The sequence below is a fragment of the Cellulomonas sp. HZM genome (genome assembly GCF_000708885.1).
In the GTDB taxonomy this organism is placed as follows: Bacteria; Actinomycetota; Actinomycetes; order Actinomycetales; family Cellulomonadaceae; genus Cellulomonas.
Genome location: NZ_JEOE01000009.1, coordinates 39,963 through 64,844, shown reverse-complemented (window position 1 = coordinate 64,844; position 24,882 = coordinate 39,963). Strand labels below are relative to the sequence as shown.

The following is a 24,882-nucleotide window of genomic DNA, read 5'->3' as shown; positions in this document are numbered from 1 at the left end:
GACGAAGGCCCGTCCCCGGCGCACCAGCCGGCGGCGGGCCTTCGTCGTCCCCGAGCACTCCTCGGCACAGGCCCCGAGGGACCGCGCGATCAGCCCAGGCACGCCTCGGTGGTGCGCAGGAACTCCGGCATCATGCCGACGCCGACGGGTGCGCTCCACGAACCGTCGTCGCCCTCGACGTCCCAGCCGGACACGCGCAGGCAGACGACGAGCCCGCCGTCCCGCCGCTCGGGCGCAGCGGCGGGCATGTCGCCGACGGCAGCCGCGAGGCGCGTGCGGAGCGACTCGTCGACCCGGCCTCCCTCGACCAGCGCGGCGACCTCGACGCCGCTCCCGTCGAGGACGCGGTCGACGAGGACGGACAGGTCCACCGGCTCGCCCGTCGCCGCGCCGTCCGCCGAGCCCGCGTCGCCGTCGTCGGCACCCGGCCGGTCCTCGACGCCGGCGGGCGCCGGCACGCTGCCGGCGTCCGCCGAGTCCGCGCTCGACGCCCCGACCGTCCCGATCGCCCCCTGCACGATCGGGACGGCCACGGCACCGACCCCCACGACGGCCGCGACGACCGCGACCGAGCCCACCCCGACGAGCGCGCGGCGCGCGGCGCGGCGACGGCGCCCTCCGCGCACGGCGGACGGGACGTCCACCGGTACGTCCGGTGCGACGGCGTCCGCTCGCGCGCGCAGGCCCGCGGCCCACTCCTCGTCGTCCCGCTGCACAGCGCTCACCCGTCCTCACCCCCGAGGTCACCGAGCAGCTCACGCATGCGGTGCAGGCCGCGCGACCCCTGCGTCTTGACGGTTCCGACGGTGACGCCCAGGTCGTCGGCCACCTCACGCTCGGTTCGACCGACGAGGTAGCGCAGCACGACGACGCGGCGCTGCTGCGCGCTGAGCTGCGCGAGCGCACGCACCAGCTGGTCGCGGTGCTCGATCGTCGCGCCGCCTCCCTCGACCGAGACCGCGGGCACGGCGTCCGGCGCGACGAGCACCTCGCGCCGGCGACGGCGCCACGTGTCGATGCGCGCGTTGGCGAGGACGCGGCGGGCGTAGGCGAGCGGGTCGCCCGCGCGGGCGCGGGGCCACGCCGCGTACGTGCGCACGAGGGCCACCTGCACGAGCTCGGCGGCCTGGTGGACGTCACCCGTGAGCAGCCACGCGGTGCGTCCGAGGTGGTCACGGGCCTCGAGCGCGAAGGCGGTGAACTCGGCGTCGGCCCCGGTGCCGACGACGTCTCGCGCGCCCGTGCCGGACCCGGACGAGGGCGTGACGGGGTCGGGCGCGCGCGCACCGATGTCCGTCATGACCACCGTCATACCTGATGAGACGCAGATCGTGGCCGAATCGTTGACAACAGGGGCGAGACATTTCCCGAGCCTGTGCCGTAGCCTTGACGCTCGTAGTCGCAGTGCATCGCTTGTCATGGCTCACCGCCGGACCGGGACGACGTCCCGGGAGGGCACGGGCAGCACGTCTTCGGGCTCCCGCTCGGGACGGACGACGACCACCGTGATCACACCGGTCCCCGGTTCATGCCGGGGGTTGTCCGACCGAACGACAGAAAGAGAACGACATGGCCACCGGCACCGTGAAGTGGTTCAACGCCGAGAAGGGCTTCGGCTTCATCGCGCCCGAGGACGGCGGCACCGACGTCTTCGTGCACTACTCCGCCATCCAGTCGAGCGGCTACCGCTCGCTCGAGGAGAACCAGAAGGTCGAGTTCGAGACGACCCAGGGCCCCAAGGGTCCCCAGGCCTCGAACGTCACCCCCCTCTGATCCTCGCGATCTGAGTCTGATCCTCGCGATCAGAGCAGAGCCCCCGGTCGGGTCACCCGACCGGGGGCTCTGTCGTTCGCACCCGGTCGGGATGACCCGACCGGCGCCCGGGAACCAGGTCCGCTCGTCGAGCGTTCGACCACCGCACACGTCGTTGACCGCGACACCCGCCCGTGCCAGACAGCAGCACCCGACAGGACGGCCGCACCGTGACGACGACGTCGACGAGCACGACGACCACCCCGGCGATGCGCCCGCGCGAGCGCGCCGTCTCCGACTTCACCGAGCTCACGCGTGCCGTGCAGGCCGCGGGACTCATGCGTCGCCGGCCGGGGCACTACACGGCGCGGCTCGCGGGCGCGGTGCTCGCCGTCGCGGCGCTCGTCGCGACGATGGTGCTGGTGGGCGACTCGTGGTGGCAGCTCGCGGTCGCGGTCGGCGCGGCCGTCGTCATGACGCAGATCGCGTTCCTGGGCCACGACGCCGCGCACCGGCAGATCTTCTCGTCGGGACGCGCCAACACGTGGACGAGCATGGTGCTGGCGAACCTGCTCGTCGGCCTGTCGTACGGCTGGTGGCAGCACAAGCACACGCGCCACCACGCCAACCCCAACAAGGTGGGTGCGGACCCCGACATCGACCTCGAGGTCCTGGCGCTGACGCCAGACAAGGCCGACCGTGCGCGCACGCCGCTGCAGCGCTGGTACCTGGACCACCAGGGCTGGTTCTTCTTCCCGCTGCTGCTGCTCGAGGGCATCGCGCTGCACGTCTATGCGATCCGCCGCGTGACCTCGCGCGAGCCGCTCGAGCACCGGTGGGTCGAGGCGGCGATGGTCCTCGTGCGCGTGGGCGGCGGTCTCGCGCTGGTCCTGCTCGTGATGTCGCCGACCAAGGCGCTCGCGTTCCTCGTCGTCCAGCTCGCGCTGTTCGGGCTGTACATGGGCGCCTCGTTCGCGCCCAACCACAAGGGCATGCCGCTCGTGCCCAAGGACGCCCGCATCGACTTCCTGCGTCGCCAGGTGCTGACCAGCCGCAACATCGGGGGCGGCCGCTGGGTGGACGCGCTCATGGGCGGGCTCAACCACCAGGTCGAGCACCACCTGTTCCCGTCGATGCCGCGCGTGTCGCTGCGGCGGGCGCAGCCGATCGTGCGCGCCTACTGCCAGGAGCGAGGCATCCCGTACGCGCAGGTCTCGCTCGCACGCTCGTACGCGATGATCGTGCGCCACCTCAACACCGTGGGCCGGCCGGACCGCGACCTGTTCGCGTGCCCGATCACCGCGATGTACCGCGTCTGACTTCACCCCCGCCGCGCCGCACCTCCACGTATCACCCGGACGGGTGAACGCTTCCTTCTCGTCGGGACGCGTCCGCGCCCCGGACAAGGGGGACAGCAATGGCACTCACGACGTCGGCCATCTACCTGATCGGCCGCCTGCACCCGGAGATCTTCGAGCTCCTGGGCAACCCGTACGGGCCGTACGGTCCGTACGGCTCGATCGGCCGCGGCCGCGTGGCACAGGCGGCCCTGAACCCGCAGCCGCTGCCGCCCGGAGGCCGCGCCGCGCTCAACCCGCAGCCCATCCCGCCGGGACTCGCGACGGGCGTCGCGGCCGCGCGCGAGCTGGTGCACCTCGCCGCGACGGCGGACCGTCTCGGCATCGGGTTCGACGTCGACCCCGACGACTGGTGCGGCACGCGGCCCCGCAAGTGGCCGTTCGTGTGGAACTGGTGGTGGCCGATCCCGATCCCGGACCCCGACCCGTGGCCCATCGACTTCAGCCGCGACTACAACCTCGGCGTCGTCATCGGGCTCGAGGCCAGCGCCGGTGTGTGGGGAGGCCTCGGCATCGCCGACCAGGTCGAGCGCGCGCACGACGTGGCGCTCGAGACGGCGGTCAAGACCGGCGGCCTCACCCGCGGCTGACCCGGCACGAGGGGCCGACGAGCGGTCGGACGCCGACCGCCGACGCGGTCTCGACCGGGCAACGGTCCGGCAACGTTCCGGCCCACCGCGGTGGAACCAACCGCGGTGGGCCGGACGACCACCTAGACTCTGGCCCGTGATCTTCAAGGCGGTGGGCGAGGGCAGGCCCTACCCGGACCACGGGCTCGAGACGGCCAAGCAGTGGGCCGACGTCCCGCCGCGCCAGGTGCGGCTGGACGAGCTCGTCACGACCAAGCGCACGCTCGACCTCGACGCGCTGCTCGCAGAGGACTCCACGTTCTACGGCGACCTGTTCGCGCACGTGGTCCAGTACAAGGGGATCCTCTACCTCGAGGACGGTCTGCACCGCGCGGTGCGCGCCGCGCTGCAGCAGCGCGCCATCCTGCACGCCCGGGTCCTGGTGATCGAGTGAGCACGGACCCGGAGCGCGGCCGGACGCTGCGCCGCCGCCACATGCACGAGCGCCAGGCGGTGGTGTTCGGCGTCCTGCTCGCGGCCCTCGCGGTGATCGGCCTCGGCGCGGCCGCGGTGTACACCGACAGCATCGACGTGCCGTTCATGAACAAGGCGATCGCGCGTGAGCCGTCCGCATCGCCGACGCGCTCGACGGTCGTCTGCCCGCCCGAGGGTGCCAAGCCGGTCAAGTACTCGAAGATGAAGGTCAACGTGTACAACGGCACGTCGACGGCCGGCCTCGCCGGGCGGACGGCGGCCGACCTCAAGGACCGCGGGTTCAAGATCGGGGTCACGACGAACTCGCCCGCGCGGGTCACGGGTGTGGCGCTCATCAACTTCGGCAGCAAGGGCATCGCGCAGGCGTACACGCTGCAGGCGCAGGTCCCGCAGGCGACGCTGGTCCGCGACGCGCGCAGCGACTCGTCCGTGGACCTCACGCTCGGGGCCGACTTCACCGAGCTCGCCGACCAGGACAAGATCACGCTCGACGCGAGCCAGCCGATCCCGCAGCCGGCGTCGTGCACGCCGCTGTCGGAGCTCGCGGCGCCGACCACCGCGAGCACGCCGAAGGCGACGTCGAAGAAGTGACGTCGACGTCGTCACCCCTCGCTCGGCGCGCGCGGCGCCTGGTGCGGGTCCACGATGGTGCCGGCGGCGAGAGCCGCCCGCAGCGCACCGCACGACTCGACGGAGGCGACGATGAGCGAGCACGACGACGAGACGCAGGCCCCCTGGCCCACGGGAGTCATCCCGGGCGGGGCTCCGGACCCGGTGGTCTCGACCGCACCCCAGGCGGACCCTCCGCCGGAGGCCGAGACCGAGGCGGACGAGCTGGTCCAGGAGGGCGGTGCCCCGATCTACCCGGTGTCGGGTGCCCAGACGGGTGCGGTCGCGCCGCCGCCGGTGCCGCGCCAGCAGTGACGACCGACACATCGGACCGGGCGCACAAGTCGGACGGATAGCCTGGCGGTCTTCGACCGGGCATCCGTCCGGATGCCCGCCGCACGACGACGTTCGTGCCCTCCCGCCGGAGGCAGCCCTGACCCGCCCCCTCGAGACCCGTGCCGTCGAGCGACGTCTCGCTGCCCACCCCGTGATCCGGTCACGGGCGGCGGTATGGACCGCGTTCGCGCTCGTGCACGGGTGGCTCATGCTGCTCGGGGTCGTGCTCATCCCGCAGCGCGCGTTCTGGGACCTGGACCTCTACCGCTGGTGGATGTGGCAGGGGCTGCACGACGGCGTGTGGCAGGGCGTCGACGTCTCCTGGGTGTACCCCCCGCTGGCGACGCTGCCGATGCTGGGCGGCGCGGTCGGCAGCACGGTCGGCACCGCGCAGTACGCGACCGCGTGGAGCCTCATGGTCACCGCGCTGGACGCGGTCGCGGTGTTCGCGCTGCTGCACACCCCCGCGTGGTCGGGCCGGCGCACCTCGCAGCGCGCGACGACGACCGGCGCGTGGTGGTGGATCGCGTTCATCGCGCTGCTCGGGCCGGTCGCGATGGGTCGGCTCGACGCCGTGGTCGCACCCGTCGTGGTCGTCGCGCTCGTGCTGGGGCTGCGGCACCCGTGGCTCTCGTCGGCGCTGCTGACCGTGGGCGCGTGGATCAAGGTCGCACCCGGTGCGCTGCTCGCGCCGCTGTTCCTCGCCGCACGGCGGCCGTGGCGCGACGTCGTGGCCCCGGCCGCGGCCGTGAGCGTCGTCGTCATGGGCGTCGTCGCGGCGCTGGGCGGCGGGCAGTACCTCTTCTCGTTCCTCGCCGAGCAGGACCAGCGCGGGCTGCAGGTCGAGGCGGTCGGCGCGACGCCGTGGCTGGTGGCGAGCCTGTGGTCGCCGCGCGTGGTCGTCGAGCTGAACCAGGCGCTCGTGACGTGGGAGATCCACGGACCGGGCACCCAGGAGGCGGCCGACCTGCTGGGGCTCCTGTTCTTCGTCGGGCTCGTCGGCGCCTCGCTGTTCCTGTGGTGGCGGCGCAGCGTGCTCGACGGGCGGCTGTGGGGGCTGCCGCGTGTGGGCGCGGAGTTCCTGGTGCGCGGATCGATGCTCGTCGTGACGCTGCTGATCGTGTTCAACAAGGTGGGTTCGCCGCAGTACATCGGGTGGCTGGCTCCGCCGGTCGCGGTCGCGCTCGCGCTGCGGCTGCCGCACTGGCGCACCACCGCGCTGCTCGTCGCGGGCATCGCGGGGGCGACGCAGGTCATCTTCCCGTGGGGCTACGACGGGATCGTGGCCGGGCAGGACCTCATGACGCTCGTGCTCATCGGCCGCAACGTCGCGCTCGTCGCGCTCGCGGTGGTCACGGTGGTCGAGCTGCTGCGTCAGCCCGAGCGCGCCTCGGCCGCCGCGACGAAGGCGAGCAGCGCCGTGCGGGACGTCCCGTCGTCGATCCCGGCGTCACCGAGCGTCGTGAGCTCGGTCCAGGCGGACGACGCCTCGGCCGACCCCGCGAGCGCCCGGTAGCCCAGCAGGTCCCCTCCGAACATCACGTCGTAGCCGTCCGGTGCGGCCTCGTCGACCGCCGCCGTGATGCCGGCGGGCGGCACGTCGCGCGCGAGCGTGAGCTGCGCCGGACCGAGCGGGAGCAGCTGGATGCCCAGCACGGCGCTCGGCTCGGGGCTGAACCACGTCGCCCAGTCGCGCTTGCCGCCCCAGCTGATCCCGATCACGCGGTGCCCGAAGCCGGACGGCAGCTCGGGCGCGGTCCAGTACGTGCGCGCGGTGAGCGCCTCGGTCGAGAGCAGCCACGTCGCCTCGGTGGCGAGCTCGGGCTGGTCGGACGCGGCGGCCCACAGCCCGAGCCCGTTCCACGCGTTGACCGCCTCGGAGCTGGACTCCTGGTTGTTGCCGTCGGCGAACGGCGCGGTGCCCGACGCCCACGAGTGGCCCGCGTAGGGGTCGAAGCTGCGCAGCTGCGGCAGCTCGTCGGACGGGCGTGCCGCTGCGATGTCCTGGCCCAGCAGGTCCATCACGGGCGAGAGGTCGCGCGCGAGCGCCTCGTCGTCGGCCGCCAGCACGCCCGCCGCGGACAGCAGGTAGCCGTAGTGGAAATGGTGGTCGTTGAGCTCGTCGGAGCCGAACGACGCCGTGAGGCCGAGGGCCGTGCGCGCCTTCTCGTCGTACACGACGCACCGGGCGTCGCGGCTCTCGCACCCGTCCGGCTGCGCCCACTCGCGCAGCGCCGCCACGGTCCTCGCGCGCAGGTCCGCCACCGCGGAGGACTGCCCGAGCGCGTCGCCGATCGTCACGAGGTCGGCCGCGCGCAGCAGCGACTTGCCGCCGAAGTAGGTGTCGGACGGGAACGCGGGCGTCGCCGCGACGTCCTGGGTCAGCGACGCCGTCATGGTCGCGCGCTGCGCCTTCGTCAGGCCCGACAGGTCGAACGTGCCCGCCGGTCGCTGCGTCGGGGCATACGACGACAGGGCCGATCCGGCGCACAGCTCGAGGTCCCCGTACACGCTCGCGTACGTGCCCAGCCCGCAGCCCGTGCGCGCGGGCTGGGTGCCCGTGCGGTGGTGTGGCATGAGGACGTAGGCGCTCGCCCCGCCGTCGGTGCGGTAGGTGAGCGTGGTGCGGGCGACGTGGTCGTCGACGCCGTAGGTGATGCCGACGCCGGTCACCGGGTGCGCCGCGGCCGTCGCGAGCGTGGCCGCGGCCGTGGGTGCCGGGTCGTCGGGGAGCGCGTACCAGGTGGCGGTCGCGCCCGCGTGCAGCTGCGTCGCCCCGTCGTCGTACCCCGGGCCGACGAACGCCCAGCGCTCCCCCGCCGCGGTCGCCGGGCCGCCTGCGGTCGCGGCGAGCGGGCCGTCGGTGCGGACCGAGACGTCGCGCGTGGCCGTGAACGACACGAACGGCGAGCCCTCCGCCAGCACCACGTGTCCCAGGACGGCGCTCCCGTCCAGCAGGTCGACCGTCACGCTCACGGGGTCGGCCTCGCTCACGCGCGCGCTCGTCGCGCCCACGTCCACCGTCACGGCGGGCACGTGAGGGGCGGCGATCGTCGTGTCGCTCGTCGTCGGCGTGGGCAGGCCCAGCGTGAAGCCCGACGGGGTGAGCGCGAACGAGAGCGGTTCCGCGAAGACCGGCTGCGGCTGGTCGCCGAACACGAGGCCCGAGTACCAGCGGTTGGTCGGCGGGACGACGCCCGGGGCGAGGCGAACCGGGTCGATCTTGGCGGCCTCGCGGTGCGGGACCGCGGCGACGAGGGCCGCGGTGTCGACCTGCGGGAGCGTGGCGTCGGGCGGGCCGGGGGCGACGGCCGGCGATGCCTCGCCCGTCGCACCCGCGCCGCTGGTCGTACCCGCGCCGTCCCAGGGCGCCGCGAGCGCGAGCGCCGCACCACCCCCGACGACGAGCGCCGCGGCGACCCCCGCACCGACCCACCGGCGGCCCGTCACCCGACCACCCCCCGCACGTAGCTCTTCACCGCGTCGGAGACGGTCGTCACCACCCCGTCGTTCTCGAGGTGCAGCTGCGCCTCGACGGGCGTGCCGGCGGACACGAGCCCGTCGTCGTCGCCCTGCACCAGCCCGTCGCCGACGATCGTCATCACGGCCTGCGCGGTTCCGGCGACGGTCTCGACCTTCACACGGTCCACCGTGCCGTCGATCGTGCGCTTGTCCGGCAGCGTGATCGTCACCTTCGCGTGCGCCGGGACGCGCGCGTACTCCTTCGGCGACAGCGTGTACTCCGCCTGCACGTACAGCGTGCCGTCGCGCTGGACCGTCGCGAGGTCGGCGGCGGACTGCACGAACGTCCCCTGCGTGCCGTCGACCTGCGTGACGACGCCGTCGCCCGCGGCCGTGATGACCAGGCGGCCCTCGTCGTCCAGGTGCGTCGTCTCCGGGACCGCCTTCTCGATGCCGTTGCCCTGTCGCAGCGCGGCGGCGTCGACGACGAACAGCGACTGCCCCTCGTGCACCTCGTCGCCCACCTCGACGTACTGATTGACGACGAGCCCCGCGTACGGCGTCCCCACGGCGTACGACCTGGCGAGGATCTGCGCCGAGTCGCTCGTCGCCTGCCCGCGCCGCTCGTTGAGCGCGTACGTGGCGAGCGCCGCGACGACGAGCACCACCAGCAGGCCTGCGACCAGTCGCAGCCTGCCCGCCCACGTCATGCCGCACCTGCCAGTGCCGGGGCGGCGGTTCGTCGGCCGCGGACGGGTCGCGTCGCCTGCTTCGCCGCGCGTCCCTCGCGCCATGCCGTGAGCACGAAGCCGCCGAGGATCAGCGTGTTGGTCGCGTTCCACGCGAGCGCGAGGCTCGGGTAGCCGTTGCTCAGGTCCTTCCAGGTCCCGACGACCGTCGTCAGCGCGAGCAGCGCGAAGACGAGCACCTGCGGCTGGATGAACGCGAACGGCGAGCGGTACGCACCCTTCGAGCCGGTCACGTGCCAGGCCTGCTCGCGCTTGAGCGCGGCGTTGACCAGCGCGCGCACGTAGATGGGGAACGACACGGCCGCGAGGAGCAGCGTCTGCCAGCGGAACGAGCCGAGCGTGTAGAACGCGACCAGCACCTGCAGGCCGTAGAACCCGAGGTAGTACAGCGCCCACGTCCACACCGTGATGTGCAGGTTCATCGGCGTCAGGTCGAAGTAGATCTGCAGCGGCGGTACCAGGATGAGCAGCCCCGGCGCGATGCCCGTGAGGTAGAAGGTGGCGGTCACCAGGTACTGCAGGCGCTGGTCGAGCGTCAGGTTCCTCCGCGGGGACATCGGGTTGTGGGTCAGCATGATCTCGAAGCCGCCGGTCGCCCAGCGCAGCTGCTGCTTGGTGTACGCCTCGACCGTCTCCGGGGTGTCGCCCACCGCGAGCACCTTCGGGATGTAGATCGTGCGCCAGCCCTTCTCGTGCAGCATGAGCGAGGTCCACACGTCCTCCGACTTCGAGTCCGAGCAGATGCCGCCCACGTCGTCGATCGCCGCGCGACGGAAGATGACGTTGGTGCCCACGCAGAACGCCGCGTTGAACCGGTTCCGGCCCGGCTGGATGAAGCGGTAGAACACCGCCTGCATGTACCCGGCGCCCTTGCTGACCACCGTGTGCAGGTTCCCGTAGGCCTGCGGGGTCTGCACGAACGCGACGTCGTCGGACGCGAAGAACGGCACCGTCTCGTGCAGGAACTCCGGGCGTGGCACGAAGTCCGCGTCGAAGACGACGAACAGCTCGCCGCGGGTCAACGACAGCGCGTGGTTGAGGTTGCCCGCCTTGGCGCCGTTGCTCGACAGCCGCCGCACGTAGCGCGCGCCCAGCTCGGCGGCGAGGTCGCGGACGGCGTCGGACCGCCCGTCGTCGAGCACCCACGTCTCGTGCCGACCCGTCATCGCGACGGCGGCCTCGACGGTCGCGCGGATCGTCGCGAGGTCCTCGCCGTACGTCGTGACGAAGACGTCGATCGAGACGGGCCAGTCGTCGAGGTGCATCTGCCAGTCCTGCGGCCGGTCCTCGGCGCGCTCCCCGATGATCTCGCCGATGCCGTACAGCCGGTCCTGCGCGTGGTGGAACGCGAACCCGCGCGGGTCGTACCCGGCCGACAGGACGGTCCACATGGCCAGCAGCGCATGCACCACGAGCACGGTCTCCGCGGCGATGACCATGCCGTACGGCAGCCAGTCACCGCGGTTGGCCGGGTTGAGCAGGAAGATCGCGTAGACGACGATCCCCGCGCTGGCGAGCAGCACCAGCATCACCATCGAGGGGCTCTGCGCCGCCTCGGTCTCCTTGGTGCGGGCCGGCTTGGCCTGCGGCTGGTCGGTCCTGCGTGGCTCGAGCACGAGCCTGTCGAACGTGGTGGTCATCGTCTGGCCCCCGTCGCCGTGCGGTACGCGGACCGCTCGGAGCGGGCCCACGTCTGCCGTGGTGACGGCGTCGGTGGCGCCAGGTGCGTCGCGCGTCCCTGGCTGGGCCGGCGGCGGATGTCTTCGACGGTAGGGAGCGTCGCGCGGGGCTGTCCACCAACTCGCGGTGTGGGGCAGGTCACACCGGGGTGAACTCGCGCCGCTCGTCGTCGTCGCCGTGTGAGGGTGGTCCGCATGGACCTGCGCATCTTCACCGAGCCCCAGCAGGGGGCCACGTACGACGACCTGCTCGCGGTCGCGCGCGCCACCGAGGACCTCGGCTTCGACGCGTTCTTCCGCTCCGACCACTACCTGTCGATGAGCGGCGACGGCCTGCCCGGACCGACGGACGCGTGGACGACGCTCGCCGGCCTCGCGCGCGAGACCTCCCGGATCCGGCTCGGCACGCTCGTCTCGTCCGTGACCTACCGGGTCCCCGGGATCCTCGCGATCCAGGTCGCGCAGGTGGACCAGATGTCCGGCGGGCGTGTCGAGCTGGGGCTCGGGACCGGGTGGTTCGAGAGGGAGCACGAGGCGTACGGCATCCCGTTCCCCGCCAAGCGGTTCGGGATCCTCGAGGAGCAGCTCGAGATCGTCACGGGGCTGTGGTCGACGCCGCTCGGGTCCACGTACTCGTTCTCCGGCTCGCACTACTCGCTGGTCGACAGCCCGGCGCTGCCCAAGCCGGTCCAGCCTCGGATCCCGGTGATCGTCGGCGGGTCCGGTCCCGTGCGGACGCCCGCGCTCGCGGCGCGGTTCGCCGACGAGTTCAACCTCGTGTTCCCCGACGCCGACGCGGTGGACGGGCGGATCGCGACGATGCACGCGGCGCTCGACGCCGCGGGGCGCGAGCGGTCGTCGCTCGTGCTGTCGATGGCGCACATCCTGTGCGTGGGGACGACGGAGGCCGAGGTGGCGCGGCGGGCTTCGGCGATCGGGAGGGATGCCGCGCAGATGCGTGCGCACGGGTTCGCCGGGACGGTCTCCGAGGTGGTCGACCGGTTGGGCGCGCTGCGCGAGAAGGGGATCACACGGGTGTACCTGCAGGTCCTCGACCTGCAGGACCTCGAGCACCTCGACCTCGTGGCGCGCGAGGTGGTGCCGCAGCTGGGGTGAGCTGCGGGGTGAGCGGGCGCGTGTCGGGCCCGGCTGGTTGGGTGAACGGATGACGGAGGCGCAGCAGGCATTCTCGACCCTCGATCTCGTCGACTGGCGGCGGCGGGTGGCCGCGATCTACGCGGACGTCCGTCGCGCCGCGGACCCCGCCCGGGCGCACGCCGGATGGGTTGCCGCGCGCGAGTCGCTCATGCAGACGCACCCGGCGTCGCCGCTGCGCTCGCCGGCTCCCGTGCGCGTGCGGCCGTACGATCCCGCGTTCCGGTTCGTCGTCGACCTCGAGCCGGCGGAGCCGACGACGATCCAGGTGCCGACCGGCACCGACGGGACCGTGCCGTTCTCGCAGGTCGGCGTCGTCACCCTGCCCGGGCTCGGGTCGCTCGCGGTGTGGGCGCTGCGGTCCTACGGCGGCGGGCTGTTCCTGCCCGTCCGGGACGCCACGTGCTCGTCGGGGGACTCCTACGGCGGCGGCCGGTACCTGCTGGACACCGTCAAGGGAGCGGACCTCGGGGAGGCCGACGGGCGGCTCGTCGTCGACCTCAACTTCGCCTACAACCCGTCCTGCGCGTACGACCCGGCGTGGGCCTGCCCGCTGCCGCGGCCCGAGAACACTCTCGACGTCGCCGTCACCGTAGGCGAGGTGGCGTTCGAGGGGTGACGGCTGCGTCGTGGCTCAGCGCTGGCAGCTCGGGCAGCGGTACAGCTTGCGCGACGCCATGTCCTCCACCAGCACGGGCGTCCCGCACACCCGGCACGGCAGGCCGGTGCGGCGGTACACCCAGTGCCGCTGCTCGGGGTCGACGAGCGCCGCGGCCCGCCCCTCCGCGTCGAGGTCCTCGCGCGTGATCATCACGCCGTCGCGGATGCCGTCGGCGAGCAGCCCGGCCCAGTCGTGCCACAGCGCGCGCACGACGTCGCGCGGGACCCGCTTACCGGGCGTCCACGGGTCGAGGCGCGCGCGGAACAACAGCTCGGCGCGGTAGATGTTGCCGATGCCGGCGACCACCGACTGGTCCATGAGCAGCTGCCCCACGGGGACACCGCGCGCGGTGACCCGGTCGGCGACCACGTCGGCCGCGGCGTCGAGGTCGTCGGTGCTCGCCGGGTCCGGGCCGAGGCGGTCGACGACGGCCTGCACCTCGTCGGGGCCCAGCACCTCGCACGCCGAGGGCCCGCGGAGGTCCGCGACCGACTGGCTCGTCGCGAGCCGCACCCGCACCGCGCCGACGGGCGGCGGTGGGAACACGAGGCCACCCTCGTCGGCCGGCTGCTCGCGCTCGTCCTCGCCCATGCGTACCGCGCGCCGCAGCCGCGGGGCGCCCATGCTGCCGCGCGCCGCCTGACCCTCGACGATCGGGGTGATGCGGCCGTAGAAGTCCCACGCGCCGTACAGCCCCAGGTGCACGCGCAGCACGTCACCGGACGTGAACTCGCAGAACAGCTGCTTGCCGACGGCTGTCGCGCGCTCCATGACCTGCCCGTCGAGCCGGGCCGCACCGGCGGCGAACCGTCCCTGCGGCGAGCTCACGGCGAGGGGCTCCCCGACGAGGTCGGCGCTCAGCTGCCGCGCGATGCGGTGGACGGTATGACCCTCGGGCACCGCGCCACGCTACCGGCCGCGACCAGCGCTCGCCCGCGCGTGCGGTCAGGCGACGTACAGCGTCGCCGCGGGGGTGCCGGCCGGCGGGGTCGCGGGAGCGGGGGTCGGGGTCTGGGCCGCCGCCTCGAGCACGTCGGTGATCTCCGGGCCGATGAGCTCGTGGCGCTCGAGCAGCGCGTCGCGCAGGGCCTCGACGAGGTGCCGGTTGCGCGAGAGCAGCCGGCGCACGTGGCTGCGCGCCTCGTCGAGCACGGTCTCGAGCTGCTCGCGCGCCGAGGCGTCCGCGAGCACCGACTGCACGAAGTCGCCGCCGGCCGCCATGAACGACACGAGGGAGCCGGTCATGCCCGCCGCACCGACCATCTGCGCGGCGGTGCGCGTCGCGGCCGCGAGGTCGGAGGCCGGACCGGTCGACGTCTGCCCGAAGAACAGCTCCTCGGCCACCCAGCCGCCCATCGCGATCTGCACGAGCGCCTGCAGGTCGTAGTGCGAGTGGGTCCAGACCTCCTCGCAGTCGTCGTGCGCGAGCAGGCCCAGCGCGTCGCCGCGCCGCACGATCGTCAGCACCTCGAGCGTGCGGTTGGGGGCGACGAGCCACGCGACCGTGGCGTGGCCCGCCTCGTGCGTCGCGATGAGCTCCTGCTCCGCCGCGGTGTACCGGACAGGCTGGCCGATGCCGACCATCTCGGTGATGCGCGCGTGCTCGATGTCCGCGAAGGACATGGTCAGGGCCCCGCGACGCAGCGCGTTGACCAGCGCCTCGTCGAGCAGGTGCTCGATCATCACGGGGGTCCAGCCGTTGGTCGCGGCGGCGATCCGGTCGCGGGCCGTGGCGTCGTCGAGCTCCTCGTCGTGCGCGCGGCGCGTCAGGAAGTGGTCGACGAGCTCGCGGCGGCCCAGCGCGTCGGGGGTCGCGAACGTGAGGTGCCGGTCGAAGCGGCCGGGCCGCAGCAGCGCGGGGTCGAGCTGGTCCGCACGGTTGGTCGCCGCGATGAGCAGGATCGGCGCGCGCCCGGGCCGGCGCTGGCGGATCTGCCGGTGCGCGGGGAGCAGCAGGTTCATGCGCGAGACGACGCGGTTGTAGAGCTTGTCGCCGCCCGTCGGCTCGTCGAACGACTGCATCTGCACGAGCAGCTCGTTGACCACGCCGCCGGTCCCCTCGGACACCACGGCGTTGGTGACCAGCCCGGGGACGCGGCTCGCGAACGGCGAGACCGTCGCCGCCGACACCATGCCGCCGCGGCGCATCGCGATCGCGTCGATCTCCTCGATGAACCCGATCGCCCCGCCCTCGGCACGCGCGGCCTTGCGCAGCGCCTTGAAGTACGCACGGATCTTCTTGGCCGTCGCGCCGTAGTACATCGACTGGAACGACGTCGCGGAGACGAACAGGAACGGCACGCCCGCCTCGGCCGCCATCGCCTTCGCGGTCATCGTCTTGCCCGTGCCCGGCAGGCCCTCGAACAGCAGGCCGCGCCGAGGCGTCCCACCCATCTGGTCCGCGAAGCGGCGGTGCGTCTGGAACAGGTCGATGGACCGGCGCACGTCCTCCTTCACGGGGTCGATGCCGACGACGTCGTCGAGCCCCACGTCCACCTGCTCGGGCCGGTACACGACGTGCGGCGAGCGGCCGGAGCCCAGCTGCGTGCCGGCGACGAGGAGCAGCATGAGCCCGAAGAACAGCACGATCGTCAGCAGGAAGGGGTCGACGTGCGGCACCGGGAGCACCCGCCAGCCCTGCACCGCCGCCAGCACCACCCACGCCTCGAGCGCGATGACGACGGCCGCCGCGCGGTACACCCGCCGACGGCGGACACGTTCACGCTCGAGGGCGATGTCGTGGGCTCCCTGGCGGATCGGGGAGGCGAGGTCGTCGGGCATGCGGGGGCCCCTTCCGGCTGGTCAGGCGGTCCCTGCCATCGTCGGGCCGGTCCGCCTCACCCGCAAGATCGGACATATCGGACCACCCGAACGGGCTAATCCCCGCGCATCGTCCGACGAAGCGCGCCGATCTCGAGATCGCTCAGGCCGAGGCCGTCACCGAGGTACGCGTCGAACGACCCGTACGACTCGCTCACCTGCGCGAGGGCTGCGGCGAGGTAGTCGGCCCGCACCTCCAGCATGGGCGCGACGAGGTCCGCGTGCTCGCCGAGCTGCGCGAGCAGCGGTGCGAACGTCGCGCGCACCGCGGGGTTCACGGCGAGGAACTCCTCCGCCACCGCCGCCTCGTCGGCCCCCGCCGCGAGCAGCAGGATCGTCGCGGCCCAGCCCGTGCGGTCCTTGCCCGCGGTGCAGTGGAACAGCACCGGCGTGCGGTCGGGGTCGACGACGACGCGCACGAACGCCGCATACGCCCGTCGGGCCGAGTCGCTGACGACGAGCTGGCGGTACGTCTCGCGCATCTGCTCGGCGAGGTCCACCCCGCCGAGCGCCCGCGCGAGGCCGCCCGGGTCGCCGAACAGGGCGTTGACCCGTCCCGCGGCACTGGTCGGCATGTCCGCGAGCACGTCGAGCACGACGTGGTCCGCGCCCGCGGGGACGTGGTCGGGCCGGGTGTCGCGCTCGGCCGCGGTGCGCAGGTCGACCACGGTGCGGACCGCGAGCCGCGCGAGGTCGGGATCGTCGACGATGCGCTCGTCGGCCAGCTCCGCGGACCGGTACGCCACCCCGCGCGCGACCGTCCCCCCGTCGCTCGTCGGCCCGCCCCCGACGTCCCGCAGGTTCCCGAGGTGCGCGTTGGCGATGGCATGCAGATCCATGCGCCCGAGCCTCCCACGCCTCCCGGCGAGCGGGCTGCCCGTGCTGCTGGCCTTCGCCTGCCGCCCGCCCGTGCCCCACCGGCCACCTTCTCCCGAGCGCAACCCTTCGGCCCGAGAGTCGAACGTCAACGGCGCGCTCTCGCCCCGAAGGCGCGCTCTCGCGAGCGAGACGCGGCCCGCCGAGAGGACCCGGCCCGCGAGTGCGCGGATTTCCGACGAGAGACGAGGTCTGGACTGGCGCGCTCGTCCGAAACTGGCGCGCTCGTCCGGAACGAACGCGCGACGGCTGGATCTCGCTCGAGCGCGACCCTTTGGCCCGAGAGTCGAACGTCAACGGCGCGCTCTCACCCCGAAGGCGCGCTCTCGCGAGCGAGACGCGGCCCGCCGGGCGCCTCGCGCCGCGGACCCGGCCCGCGAGTGCGCCGGTTTCCGACGAGAGACGAGGTCTGGACTGGCGCGCTCGTCCGAAACTGGCGCGCTCGTCCGGAGCCGGCGCCCGTCAGGAGCTGGCACGCTCGTCCGGGGGAGGTGCGGCGCGCGATGATGGGGGCCGGGCCGACGAGCGGAGGTGGACCGTGGCGCGATCGCTGCCCCGCGGCGCGGTGGCGATCGCGTGCCTCGTCGGGATCGCCGGCGGGCTCGTGGGGTGCTCCGCGGCGCAGGCCGAGGCCCCGGCCGCGAGCGGGCCGACGAGTCCCGAGCCGGTCGTCGTCCACGCCCCCGTCGACGCCACCAAGCGCCCCGCGCCACTGCCGGACGCACCCGACCTCGACGGCCTGACACCCCTCGACCCGCTGCACGTCGTCCCCGGCCTGCCCGGGCTCGACGGTCGCACCCAGCTGCGCAGCGACGACCAGTCGCTCGGACGCTGGCGCACGGCGGTGCTCACCGCGGACACCGCCGCGTACGACTCGCCCGACGGTCGCGTCGTCGGCGTCCTGCCCCTGACGACGCTCGGCATCCCGACCACCGTCCCCGTCGTGCAGGCCACCCCGAGCGGCTGGCTGCGCGTGATGCCCGCGGTCCGCGGCGCGCTCCCGAGCGACGACCGCGCGCAGGTCAACGGCCGGACGGTGTGGATCCGCGCGACGGACACGCGCACGGCGGGCACCGACTGGCGCATCGTCGTCGACCGCAAGAAGCAGACGATCACGGTCGACGAGGGCGACCGCACGCGCACGTTCCCGGTCCTGGCGACCGGCTCGCGCGCGACGCCGACGCCGGTCGGCGCGCAGTTCGTCGTCGGCACGTTCTGGGACGAGCCGGGGACGACGACACCGCGCGTCGTGCTCCTGTCCACGCAGAGCGAGGCGCTCGACGACTACGACAAGCGCACCGGCACCTCCGTGACGGCGATCCACACCACGACGCTGCGCGGACGCGGCGAGGTGTCGACCGGGTGCGTGCGCGTGTCCGACGAGGTGATGGACGAGCTGTGGCACCGCGTACCCGCGGGGACGGTGGTGGTGGTGCGGTAGGTCAGGCGTCGACCCGGCGGGTCATGGGGAGCCTGGAGCGGGTCAGCAGGTAGGCGCCGGCCATCGTCAGCGCGGGGACGCCGACGAGCACCGCCACGACCTGCGTCCACGGGACCCACATGCCGTGCAGCAGGGGGTCCAGCTGCCGCTTCTGGAGCCACAGCACGCCGCCGAGCACGAGCCCGGCCGCCGTCCCGACCGTGACCCCGAGCACCGAGATCACGCCTGCCTGCGCCGCACCCACCCGTCGCCGGACCGAGGGTGCCGCGCCGACCGCCGCGAGCGTCGCCAGATCGGGCCGGAGCTCGTTCGCCGCGAGCGCCACGGCGAGCCCCGCGGACCCGAGACCGACCACGAGGGCGACCAGGACGAGTACCCACAGCGTCGACGAGACCGAGCGCTCGTAGCCACGTTCGACCTGGGCGTAGGCGCCCGTCCCGAGGGCCTTCGCCAGCCGCGCCTCCTGGGCGTCGTCCAACGCCCGGGCGGGGAGCGCGACGGCCCCGATCGGCGTGGACCCGATGCCGAGCTCGGCCGCGCGGGACGGCGGGACGACGAACCCGAACTGCGAACCCGGGGCGACGAGCGTCGCCGGCATCGTGACGGTCACCGGATCGCGCTTCACGGTCAGGGTGGTGAGGCGCACGGTGCCGTCGGCCGCGACCATCCTGGGGTCGTCGACGACGATCCGGCCCTGCCGTAGCGCCGTCGTGGCCGCAGCCGGGAAGCCGAGCAGGGGCGCGACGGTGCCGTTGTCGACGAGCACGTTCGGCACCATGTCCCCATTCCCGCGGAAGAACGACTGGCGGTCGACGATCCGGCACCGCGGGTCGGACTGCTTGCCTCCGTCGGGGCACACGTTGCCGGCCGTTCGAGCACCGTCGAGCCACAACGCGGTGCTGCCGTCGACGCTCGCCGCGCGGACGAGGGCGACGTCGGCACCCGTCGCCTCGCGCACCCGGTCTGCCACGTCGGCGACCGTGAGGTGCTCGCTCAGCTCCTCGTCGTCGTCCTGCCCGGGCTGGGCGACGACCGCCCCCACCGCGGCGACGGGGACGTAGGACTCGCGTCCGTCGTGGTTCTCCGAGCTCATGAAGACGATCCCCGCGACGATGCCGGCGACGCCCGCGAGCACCGCCGCGACCGCCGGAGCCGTCCGCCCGCGCTGCCGTGCGGCGTCCCGCACGGCGATCCGCCCCGCGACCGGGAGGAACGGCGCCGCCAGCCCCGCGAGCTGGACGAGGCCTCCCGACGCCGCCACGGCCCCGACCTGCAGCGCGACCACCCCGCCGACGAGCATCGCGGTGTGCCCCGTCGCCGCACCGGCCACCGCCGCAGCGACGCCGGCGAGTGCGAGGACCGTCCCGACCACGGGCACTCTGCGGCGGGGCGCGGCCTCTGAGCGACGGCCCGACAGCACCGCGACCGGGTCGATGCGACCGGCGCGCCGGGCCGGCAGCCACGCGGCGCCGACGGCGACGACGAGACCGAGGACCGCGACAGCCGCGACAGCCGCCCAGGGGAACCGGAGCTCCGGGAACCCTCGTGACCCGGCGGCGACCAGCACCGCCCTCAGCGCCACAGCACCGACGAGCCCGACGACGACACCGACCGACGACGCGAGCACGCCCACCACGGCGCCACCGAGGAGCGTGATCCGGCGCAGCGTCCGACCGTCGCCCCCGGCCACGGCGACGAGCGCCAGAGCTCGGGACGACCTACGCGCGCCCACCGCGAACGCGGGACCGACGAGCAGGACGATCTCGAGCACACCCATCGCGCACACGGCCGCGACCAGGGCCGCCGTGGACGCGGTGGGCCCGCTCTCGGCCGGCAGCCCGCGCGGTCTGGGCGGCGGGTCCGCGACGACCGCCCTGCTCGTGGCCATCAGGCCGGAGTGGTTGAGCTTCTGCACGTCGGTCCACGACACCGGCTCGGGACCCGTCACGAACCAGCGGCTCAGATCCGACGGCGTCGTCGGGACCGACCCGTCGGCGACCACGATCGCGTGGGACGACCCGTCCGCCACCGCGGTGAGCGCCGTGACGGTGACGTCGTCGGTCCGCGTCGGGGACGTGCGGACCTCGAGCCGGTCCCCGATCCGGACGCCGAGCGCGCGCGCCACGTCCTGGCCGACCACGGCCTGCCCGGCCGTCGTCGGCAGCGCACCCTCGACGACCTGGCCTTGGGGCAGGGCACCGATGCCGTCCGCCGGCACCGACCAGACCCTCCCGCGGACGGAGCCGGACTCGCTGGTGGTCCGCGCGTCGAGGAAGTGCGCCGGGACGACGCTGTCGGCCACCGGGACGGCAGCGGCGATGGCCTCGGTCACGCCCGAGAGCAGCGGCGGCGCGTCGGGCGTCCCCGGGAGCAGGCGGTCCTCCATCCCGAGGCCGTCCTGCACGATGGGTCCGGCCGCGACGGCTCGGACGACCGCCTGCGCCTGAGGTCCGATCCGTTCGCGCGCCTGGTGCTCGAGCGACGGCAGGGACGACTGGAGCAGGACGCCACCGCCGACACCCATCGCCACCGGGAGCGCGATCATCGCGACCACCAACGCCGTCCGGCCCCTGCTCCGGACGGCGTCCCGCCACGCGATGCGCGCCGCCGCCGACCAACGCGGCCAACGGCTCCTCGGTCGGTCGACGACAGGCTCGTCGTCGAGTGCCACGGGGCGCATCGTGGCCATCACCGCGTCCCGGTCAGCAGCGACTCCGGCTCGGCGCGCCGCCCGGTCCCGTCCACCACGACCCCGTCTCGCAGGAACACGGTCCGGTCTGCCCAGGCGGCGAACCGCGGCTCGTGCGTGACCAGCAGCCCCGCGGCGCCGGCGTCGATGCGTGCGCGCAGCACCCGCATCACGTCCTCGCCCGTGGTGGAGTCGAGCGCGCCGGTCGGCTCGTCGGCCAGGACCAGGCGGCGCGGGCCGACGAGCGCACGCGCGATCGCGACGCGCTGACGCTGGCCGCCCGACATCTCGTCGGGGAACCGGTCCGCGAGATCCTCGATGCCGACCTCCCGCAGCGCGGCGCGGGCCTCCCCGCGGGCAGCCCGGCCACCGACGCCGTCGAGCTCGCGCGGCAGGGAGACGTTCTCCGCGGCGGTGAGCGCGGGGATGAGGTTGAAGTCCTGGAACACGTACCCGACGGACCGGCGGCGCAGCCGGGCGCGTGCCCTGGCGTCGAGCCCGCTGAGCTCCTCGCCCGCGAGCGTGATCGTGCCGCTCGTCGGGACGTCGAGCCCGCCGACGATGTTGAGCAGCGTCGACTTGCCCGAGCCCGAGGCGCCCATCACGGCGACGAGCTCCCCGAGCCGCACGTCGAGGTCCACGCCGTCGAGCGCGCGCACAGCAGAAGGCCCCTCGCCGTGCACCCGGGTCACGCCGCGGGCGGACAGCAGCACGGGACCGACGGCCCGCGGGCTCACCGGGTCACGTCCGCACGGGTGTCGACGGGCGACGGGGCCGACGACGGCGTGGCCGGCCGCAGCGCGGCGCGGGCGACCCGCACCTCCACGTGGTCGAGCCAGCGCACCTCGGCCTCCGCCGAGAACACCAGGTTGTCGAGCACGAGCGACCACGCGAGGTCGTCCGCGCTCTCGACCTGGGCGGGGAGATCGGCCTTGAGCCGCGTGAGGTCGGTGAGCGCGCGCATCGTCTCGGTGCGCTGCGCCTGCACGATCTCGCGCACGTCGACACCCGGGGCGGTCACCGCGAGCGCGAGCTTGATGCTCAGCTCGTCGCGCTGCGGCGCCGAGCGCACCACGGGGGTCGACCACCAGTGCGCGAGCTCGGCGCGTCCGTCGGCCGTCAGGCGGTAGGCGGCCGGGTCCGACGACGGCACCTGCTCGACGAGCCCGTCACGCACCAGCCGGTCGAGCGTCGTCGAGACCTGGCCCATGTTCAGCGGCCAGGTCCCGCCGGTGCGCTGCTCGAACTGCTGGCGCAACTGGTAGGCGTGCATGGGCTCGCTGGCGAGCAGCGCGAGCATGCCTTGACGGACGGACATCATGACCCCCGATAATGGTTACGCGGTAACCGGTTGCCATTGAAGTTACTCAGTAACCTCCTGCGCGTCAATCCCTCGTCCGCTACGTTCGGGCTCAGTGGACGAACGAGGGGGACGGGATGGCAGTCATCGAGGCAGCGCCGCAGGTCGCGCCGCCGGCGAGAAGACCACGGAGGATTCGAACGGCGATCGTCGCCGCGCTCCTCGTCGTGGTCGTCGGCCTTCTCGCGACGTGGCTCCGGATCGGTCTGACGAACCACCTCGCCACGGGCTCGACCTTCGCGACGGATCCGCAGGCCGAGACCGTGCCCATCGGCTTCGACGTGGGCGAGCACACCCCCGTCGTCGTGGTCGATCCGGCCGACCGGTCCAACGACGGCCTGTGGTCGTTCCGCAACACCGCGCGCGTCCCCGTCACCGTACGGGCGGGGGACATCACCGAGATCGAGGGGCTGCAGCACCTGCAGCTCTTCACCAGCCCGCTGGGTGACGCTGCCGACCCCGTCGACGCCGCCACGCTCGCCCCGGGCGACAAGGTCACCGTCGGCTATTCCTACGGCCCCGGGTGCGCCCCGTACGCCGACGCGGAATCGATCTCCATCGACCACCTGCCGCTGCGGGTCACGACCCTCGGACTGAGCCGGACGTTCGACGTCCCGGTCCGGCCCATCGTCTACGCGTTCCGCTCCGACTACACGCCCCCCGCCACCTGCACCGACTGACCCGTTCGCCGCGCGCAACCGCGCGCGGCCCCCTAGCCTCGCGGGGATGCGCCGCACCCCGCTCCCCTGGCGCGCCCTGCTGCGCGCGGGCGCGCTCGCTCTCGGCGTGGGCATCCCTGTCGCCGCGCTGGCTTATGTCGTGCGCGCGGACGTCGGGCCGGTCGCCGGCTGGGACGAGCACGCGATCCGCGAGACCACCGACTGGACCCGCGCGCACCCGGCGGTGCACCAGGCCGCGCTCGTGTGGCAGGAGCTCTCGCAGCCGCGGTGGGTGTACCTCGCCGGGTCGCTCGTGTGCGTGTGGGTGTGGCGTTCGCGGCGGGCTCCCGGGCGGGCGGCGTGGGGGTTCGGGACGCTCATGGCGTCGTGGCTCGTCGCGAACCTGTCCAAGGAGGCCGTGCAGCGCGCGCGGCCCGTGGTCCAGGACGCGCTCGTGCACGCCGGTGGCACGAGCTTCCCGTCGGGCCACGCGTTCGCGTCCGCCGCGACCGGCACCACGGTGACGCTCCTGCTGTGGCCGTGGCTCGGTCGCCGCGCGCGGGTCGCGGTCCCGGCAGGAGCCGCGGCGTTCACCCTCGTCACCGGTGCGGACCGGGTGCTGCTCGGCGCGCACTACCCGTCCGACGTCGTCGGCGGCATCCTGCTCGGCGCGACCGTCGCAGGCGCGTCCTACCTCGGCTACCACGGCTTCACGAGCCGATCGGCGACACCCCTGGAGACCGCGTGAGCACCTTCGTCCACCGCTACGAGCTGGACACCACCCGCCCGACGTTCGGCTCCGCGCTGCGCGACGTCGCGCTGCGCGGGCTGGTGCCCGCGGCGGTCGTGTGGTGCGTCGTCGTCGGCCTCGGCCTGCTCATCACCGGGCCGCTCGACGACCTGCCGCGCGAGAAGGCGGTCAACGACTGGTTCGTCTCGGTGCGGACGCCGACGATGAACGACGTCACGGCCGTGGTGTGCGAGATCGGGAACACGCCGATCGTCGTCGCGCTCGCGGTGCTGACGTTCCTGCTGCTGTGGTGGCGCACGCGGCAGTGGTGGTTCGCGGTGGTGCCGCCGCTCGCGATCGGGCTGCAGGCGGCGGTGTTCCTGACGTCGTCGCTCCTCGTCGGCCGCGAGCGCCCCGACGTCGACCACCTCGACGACGCCCCGCCCACCTCCAGCTACCCGAGCGGGCACACGGGCGCGTCGACAGCGCTCTACACGACGCTGCTGCTCGTCGCGCAGCGCGTGCGCACGCCGTGGCTGCGCGTGCTGCTGTCGACGCTGTGCGTGCTCGCACCGATCGCGATGGGATCGGCGCGCCTGTACCGCGGCATGCACGCGCTGTCGGACGTGCTCGTCGGCCTCGCCAACGGCGTGGTCTGCGCGCTCATCGCGTGGGGCTACCTGCGCCGCGACGTGAGCCGGGGCGAGGTCACGCCTCGGGCGTGAACGCCTCCGGGACCGCGGCCCGCACCTTGCCCGGCGTGTCGGTCCACCCGGTCACCGCGATGCACGGGACACCCGTCGAGATCACCGGGTAGTCGTTGCCGCCCTCGTCGAGCCTGTCGCCGAAGAACACGGCGTCACCCGGCTCGAGGCCCAGCCGGTCGAGCAGGCGGTTCACGCCGTACGCCTTGTCGATGCCCTTGCGCGTGATGTCCACGGACGTCGAGCCGCCCGAGCGCACCTCGAGCTCGGGCAGGTCGGCGGCGACGAGCGACCGCAGCCGCTCCTTCTTCGACCCGTCCGGGTCCCACGCCGCCTTCGCCGCGACCGGCGCCTCCTGCCCCAGCGCCGAGAACGTCACCTGGCTGCCGCGCCGCTCGATCCGCTCGCCCCACGTGTCCGCCTCCCACAGCCCGAGCTCGCGCGCACGCGTCTCGAGCGCGGCGACGGCCGCCTCGGTCTCGTCGGCGCTCAGCGGCTCGGAGTAGACCTCCGTCCACGCGGTGCCGTCGTGCACCAGGTACCGCGTGCCGCAGGTCGGCAGCACGTGCAGGCGTGCGAGAGCCGCGGAGTCGTCGATCGACGACAGGAGCTGCGTGTCGAACTGCTCGAAGATGCCGCCCGAGATGATCCCCACCTGCGCGACCCGCGTGAGCGCGACGATCATGTCGACGATCTCGGGCGCGACCTTGCTCTTCGACGGCGCGAGCGTGTCGTCGAGGTCGAACAGGGCGAGCTGGTAGGTCACGGGCTCCTCCGA

The 24,882-nt window shown here is 73.8% G+C and carries 24 protein-coding genes and 1 pseudogene; 13 read left to right on the top strand and 12 right to left on the bottom strand.

What is annotated here, in order from left to right; all coding sequences use genetic code 11:
- Positions 1-89: 89 nt before the first annotated feature.
- Both AW16_RS0107160 and AW16_RS16985 read right to left on the bottom strand, forming a co-directional pair.
- Positions 90-725, bottom strand: a complete 636-nt coding sequence (locus AW16_RS0107160; protein ID WP_156044094.1) for a hypothetical protein — start codon at positions 723-725, stop codon at positions 90-92.
- The gene (locus AW16_RS16985; RefSeq protein WP_081861519.1) at positions 722-1,300 is read right to left on the bottom strand and encodes a SigE family RNA polymerase sigma factor; all 579 of its coding nucleotides are present in this window, start codon (positions 1,298-1,300) and stop codon (positions 722-724) included. Before AW16_RS16985 ends, AW16_RS0107160 begins: the two co-directional genes overlap by 4 nt.
- 269 nt (positions 1,301-1,569) lie before the next feature.
- Between AW16_RS16985 and AW16_RS0107145 the strand changes: the two genes are divergently transcribed.
- From AW16_RS0107145 to AW16_RS18745, 7 genes and pseudogenes are all read left to right on the top strand, one after another.
- Positions 1,570-1,773, top strand: coding sequence for a cold-shock protein (locus tag AW16_RS0107145; protein WP_029289271.1), 204 nt, complete (start codon positions 1,570-1,572; stop codon positions 1,771-1,773).
- Between the two features lie 248 nt (positions 1,774-2,021).
- Positions 2,022-3,071, top strand: a complete 1,050-nt coding sequence (locus AW16_RS0107140) for an acyl-CoA desaturase (RefSeq protein WP_051681758.1) — start codon at positions 2,022-2,024, stop codon at positions 3,069-3,071.
- Positions 3,072-3,169: 98 nt separating this feature from the next.
- Positions 3,170-3,700 (top strand): hypothetical protein, encoded by a 531-nt coding sequence (locus tag AW16_RS16980; RefSeq protein ID WP_034648311.1) that lies wholly within the window; start codon positions 3,170-3,172, stop codon positions 3,698-3,700.
- 136 nt (positions 3,701-3,836) lie between these two features.
- A complete protein-coding gene (locus AW16_RS0107130; protein WP_029289269.1) occupies positions 3,837-4,133 on the top strand; it encodes a type II toxin-antitoxin system VapB family antitoxin in 297 nt (98 codons plus the stop codon).
- On the top strand, positions 4,130-4,765 hold the full coding sequence (locus AW16_RS0107125; protein WP_231495974.1) for a LytR C-terminal domain-containing protein: 636 nt from the start codon (positions 4,130-4,132) through the stop codon (positions 4,763-4,765). Before AW16_RS0107130 ends, AW16_RS0107125 begins: the two co-directional genes overlap by 4 nt.
- A gap of 111 nt (positions 4,766-4,876) precedes the next feature.
- Complete coding sequence (locus AW16_RS16975) at positions 4,877-5,098, top strand: hypothetical protein (protein WP_156044093.1); 222 nt, start codon at positions 4,877-4,879, stop codon at positions 5,096-5,098.
- A 229-nt stretch (positions 5,099-5,327) separates the two neighbouring features.
- A pseudogene (locus AW16_RS18745) lies at positions 5,328-6,140 on the top strand (glycosyltransferase 87 family protein); the annotation flags it as partial.
- Positions 6,141-6,493: 353 nt separating this feature from the next.
- On the opposite strand, the gene AW16_RS0107105 reads toward AW16_RS18745, so the two are convergent.
- From AW16_RS0107105 to AW16_RS0107095, 3 genes are read right to left on the bottom strand one after another with little or no spacing between them, the layout of a single operon-like run.
- A complete protein-coding gene (locus tag AW16_RS0107105; RefSeq protein WP_051681744.1) occupies positions 6,494-8,569 on the bottom strand; it encodes a glycosyl hydrolase in 2,076 nt (691 codons plus the stop codon).
- Positions 8,566-9,291, bottom strand: a complete 726-nt coding sequence (locus AW16_RS0107100; protein ID WP_029289265.1) for an HlyD family secretion protein — start codon at positions 9,289-9,291, stop codon at positions 8,566-8,568. Before AW16_RS0107100 ends, AW16_RS0107105 begins: the two co-directional genes overlap by 4 nt.
- On the bottom strand, positions 9,288-10,970 hold the full coding sequence (locus AW16_RS0107095) for a glycosyltransferase (protein WP_029289264.1): 1,683 nt from the start codon (positions 10,968-10,970) through the stop codon (positions 9,288-9,290). Before AW16_RS0107095 ends, AW16_RS0107100 begins: the two co-directional genes overlap by 4 nt.
- A gap of 234 nt (positions 10,971-11,204) precedes the next feature.
- Between AW16_RS0107095 and AW16_RS0107090 the strand changes: the two genes are divergently transcribed.
- Complete coding sequence (locus AW16_RS0107090; protein ID WP_029289263.1) at positions 11,205-12,125, top strand: LLM class F420-dependent oxidoreductase; 921 nt, start codon at positions 11,205-11,207, stop codon at positions 12,123-12,125.
- A gap of 49 nt (positions 12,126-12,174) precedes the next feature.
- Positions 12,175-12,783 carry a DUF1684 domain-containing protein gene (locus AW16_RS0107085; RefSeq protein WP_029289262.1) on the top strand — a complete coding sequence of 203 codons (609 nt, stop codon included), beginning with the start codon at positions 12,175-12,177 and terminating at the stop codon, positions 12,781-12,783.
- 15 nt (positions 12,784-12,798) lie between these two features.
- On the opposite strand, the gene AW16_RS0107080 is transcribed toward AW16_RS0107085, so the two are convergent.
- The 3 genes from AW16_RS0107080 to AW16_RS0107070 all read right to left on the bottom strand — a co-directional run bounded on the left by AW16_RS0107080 (position 12,799) and on the right by AW16_RS0107070 (position 16,484).
- Entirely contained in the window at positions 12,799-13,725 is a 927-nt protein-coding gene (locus AW16_RS0107080) for an Fpg/Nei family DNA glycosylase (RefSeq protein WP_029289261.1), read from the bottom strand.
- Positions 13,726-13,770: 45 nt separating this feature from the next.
- Complete coding sequence (locus tag AW16_RS0107075; RefSeq protein ID WP_051681743.1) at positions 13,771-15,606, bottom strand: AAA family ATPase; 1,836 nt, start codon at positions 15,604-15,606, stop codon at positions 13,771-13,773.
- Between the two features lie 95 nt (positions 15,607-15,701).
- Entirely contained in the window at positions 15,702-16,484 is a 783-nt protein-coding gene (locus AW16_RS0107070; RefSeq protein ID WP_029289259.1) for a tyrosine-protein phosphatase, read from the bottom strand.
- Positions 16,485-17,059: 575 nt separating this feature from the next.
- Here AW16_RS0107070 and AW16_RS0107065 point away from each other — a divergent pair.
- Complete coding sequence (locus tag AW16_RS0107065; RefSeq protein ID WP_029289258.1) at positions 17,060-17,962, top strand: L,D-transpeptidase; 903 nt, start codon at positions 17,060-17,062, stop codon at positions 17,960-17,962.
- Position 17,963: 1 nt separating this feature from the next.
- Here the strand turns inward: AW16_RS0107065 and AW16_RS0107060 are convergent, their stop codons facing one another.
- The 3 genes from AW16_RS0107060 to AW16_RS0107050 form a co-directional block, all read right to left on the bottom strand.
- Positions 17,964-20,507: an FtsX-like permease family protein gene (locus AW16_RS0107060; RefSeq protein ID WP_156044092.1), complete on the bottom strand. Its 2,544-nt coding sequence runs from the start codon at positions 20,505-20,507 to the stop codon at positions 17,964-17,966.
- Positions 20,508-20,650: 143 nt separating this feature from the next.
- Positions 20,651-21,388: an ABC transporter ATP-binding protein gene (locus tag AW16_RS0107055; RefSeq protein ID WP_029289256.1), complete on the bottom strand. Its 738-nt coding sequence runs from the start codon at positions 21,386-21,388 to the stop codon at positions 20,651-20,653.
- Positions 21,385-21,972 (bottom strand): PadR family transcriptional regulator, encoded by a 588-nt coding sequence (locus AW16_RS0107050; RefSeq protein ID WP_369794766.1) that lies wholly within the window; start codon positions 21,970-21,972, stop codon positions 21,385-21,387. The genes AW16_RS0107055 and AW16_RS0107050 overlap by 4 nt, the downstream gene beginning before the upstream one ends.
- 116 nt (positions 21,973-22,088) lie before the next feature.
- Here AW16_RS0107050 and AW16_RS0107045 point away from each other — a divergent pair, with 116 nt between their 5' ends.
- Genes AW16_RS0107045 through AW16_RS0107035 form a run of 3 tightly spaced genes read left to right on the top strand, consistent with a single transcriptional unit; the run spans position 22,089 to position 24,125 of the window.
- Positions 22,089-22,691: a hypothetical protein gene (locus AW16_RS0107045; protein WP_156044091.1), complete on the top strand. Its 603-nt coding sequence runs from the start codon at positions 22,089-22,091 to the stop codon at positions 22,689-22,691.
- 46 nt (positions 22,692-22,737) lie between these two features.
- Complete coding sequence (locus AW16_RS0107040; protein WP_029289253.1) at positions 22,738-23,418, top strand: phosphatase PAP2 family protein; 681 nt, start codon at positions 22,738-22,740, stop codon at positions 23,416-23,418.
- Positions 23,415-24,125 (top strand): phosphatase PAP2 family protein, encoded by a 711-nt coding sequence (locus AW16_RS0107035; RefSeq protein WP_029289252.1) that lies wholly within the window; start codon positions 23,415-23,417, stop codon positions 24,123-24,125. Before AW16_RS0107040 ends, AW16_RS0107035 begins: the two co-directional genes overlap by 4 nt.
- On the opposite strand, the gene AW16_RS0107030 is transcribed toward AW16_RS0107035, so the two are convergent.
- Positions 24,109-24,870 (bottom strand): HAD-IIB family hydrolase, encoded by a 762-nt coding sequence (locus tag AW16_RS0107030; RefSeq protein ID WP_231495973.1) that lies wholly within the window; start codon positions 24,868-24,870, stop codon positions 24,109-24,111. The two genes, AW16_RS0107035 and AW16_RS0107030, sit on opposite strands and share 17 nt — an antisense overlap.
- Between the last annotated feature and the right edge of the window lie 12 nt (positions 24,871-24,882).

Excerpts from the sequence above, each read along its gene's own strand:
- AW16_RS0107040 (WP_029289253.1), top strand. The coding sequence starts at position 22,738 with ATGCGCCGCACCCCGCTCCCCTGGCGCGCCCTGCTGCGCGCGGGCGCG.
- AW16_RS0107050 (WP_369794766.1), bottom strand. The coding sequence starts at position 21,972 with ATGATGTCCGTCCGTCAAGGCATGCTCGCGCTGCTCGCCAGCGAGCCC.
- AW16_RS0107070 (WP_029289259.1), bottom strand. The coding sequence starts at position 16,484 with ATGGATCTGCATGCCATCGCCAACGCGCACCTCGGGAACCTGCGGGAC.
- AW16_RS0107095 (WP_029289264.1), bottom strand. The coding sequence starts at position 10,970 with ATGACCACCACGTTCGACAGGCTCGTGCTCGAGCCACGCAGGACCGAC.
- AW16_RS16985 (WP_081861519.1), bottom strand. The coding sequence starts at position 1,300 with ATGACGGACATCGGTGCGCGCGCGCCCGACCCCGTCACGCCCTCGTCC.
- AW16_RS0107100 (WP_029289265.1), bottom strand. The coding sequence starts at position 9,291 with ATGACGTGGGCGGGCAGGCTGCGACTGGTCGCAGGCCTGCTGGTGGTG.
- AW16_RS0107045 (WP_156044091.1), top strand. The coding sequence starts at position 22,089 with ATGGCAGTCATCGAGGCAGCGCCGCAGGTCGCGCCGCCGGCGAGAAGA.
- AW16_RS16980 (WP_034648311.1), top strand. The coding sequence starts at position 3,170 with ATGGCACTCACGACGTCGGCCATCTACCTGATCGGCCGCCTGCACCCG.
- AW16_RS0107060 (WP_156044092.1), bottom strand. The coding sequence starts at position 20,507 with ATGATCGCGCTCCCGGTGGCGATGGGTGTCGGCGGTGGCGTCCTGCTC.
- AW16_RS16975 (WP_156044093.1), top strand. The coding sequence starts at position 4,877 with ATGAGCGAGCACGACGACGAGACGCAGGCCCCCTGGCCCACGGGAGTC.
- AW16_RS0107075 (WP_051681743.1), bottom strand. The coding sequence starts at position 15,606 with ATGCCCGACGACCTCGCCTCCCCGATCCGCCAGGGAGCCCACGACATC.
- AW16_RS0107085 (WP_029289262.1), top strand. The coding sequence starts at position 12,175 with ATGACGGAGGCGCAGCAGGCATTCTCGACCCTCGATCTCGTCGACTGG.
- AW16_RS0107090 (WP_029289263.1), top strand. The coding sequence starts at position 11,205 with ATGGACCTGCGCATCTTCACCGAGCCCCAGCAGGGGGCCACGTACGAC.
- AW16_RS0107140 (WP_051681758.1), top strand. The coding sequence starts at position 2,022 with ATGCGCCCGCGCGAGCGCGCCGTCTCCGACTTCACCGAGCTCACGCGT.
- AW16_RS0107145 (WP_029289271.1), top strand. The coding sequence starts at position 1,570 with ATGGCCACCGGCACCGTGAAGTGGTTCAACGCCGAGAAGGGCTTCGGC.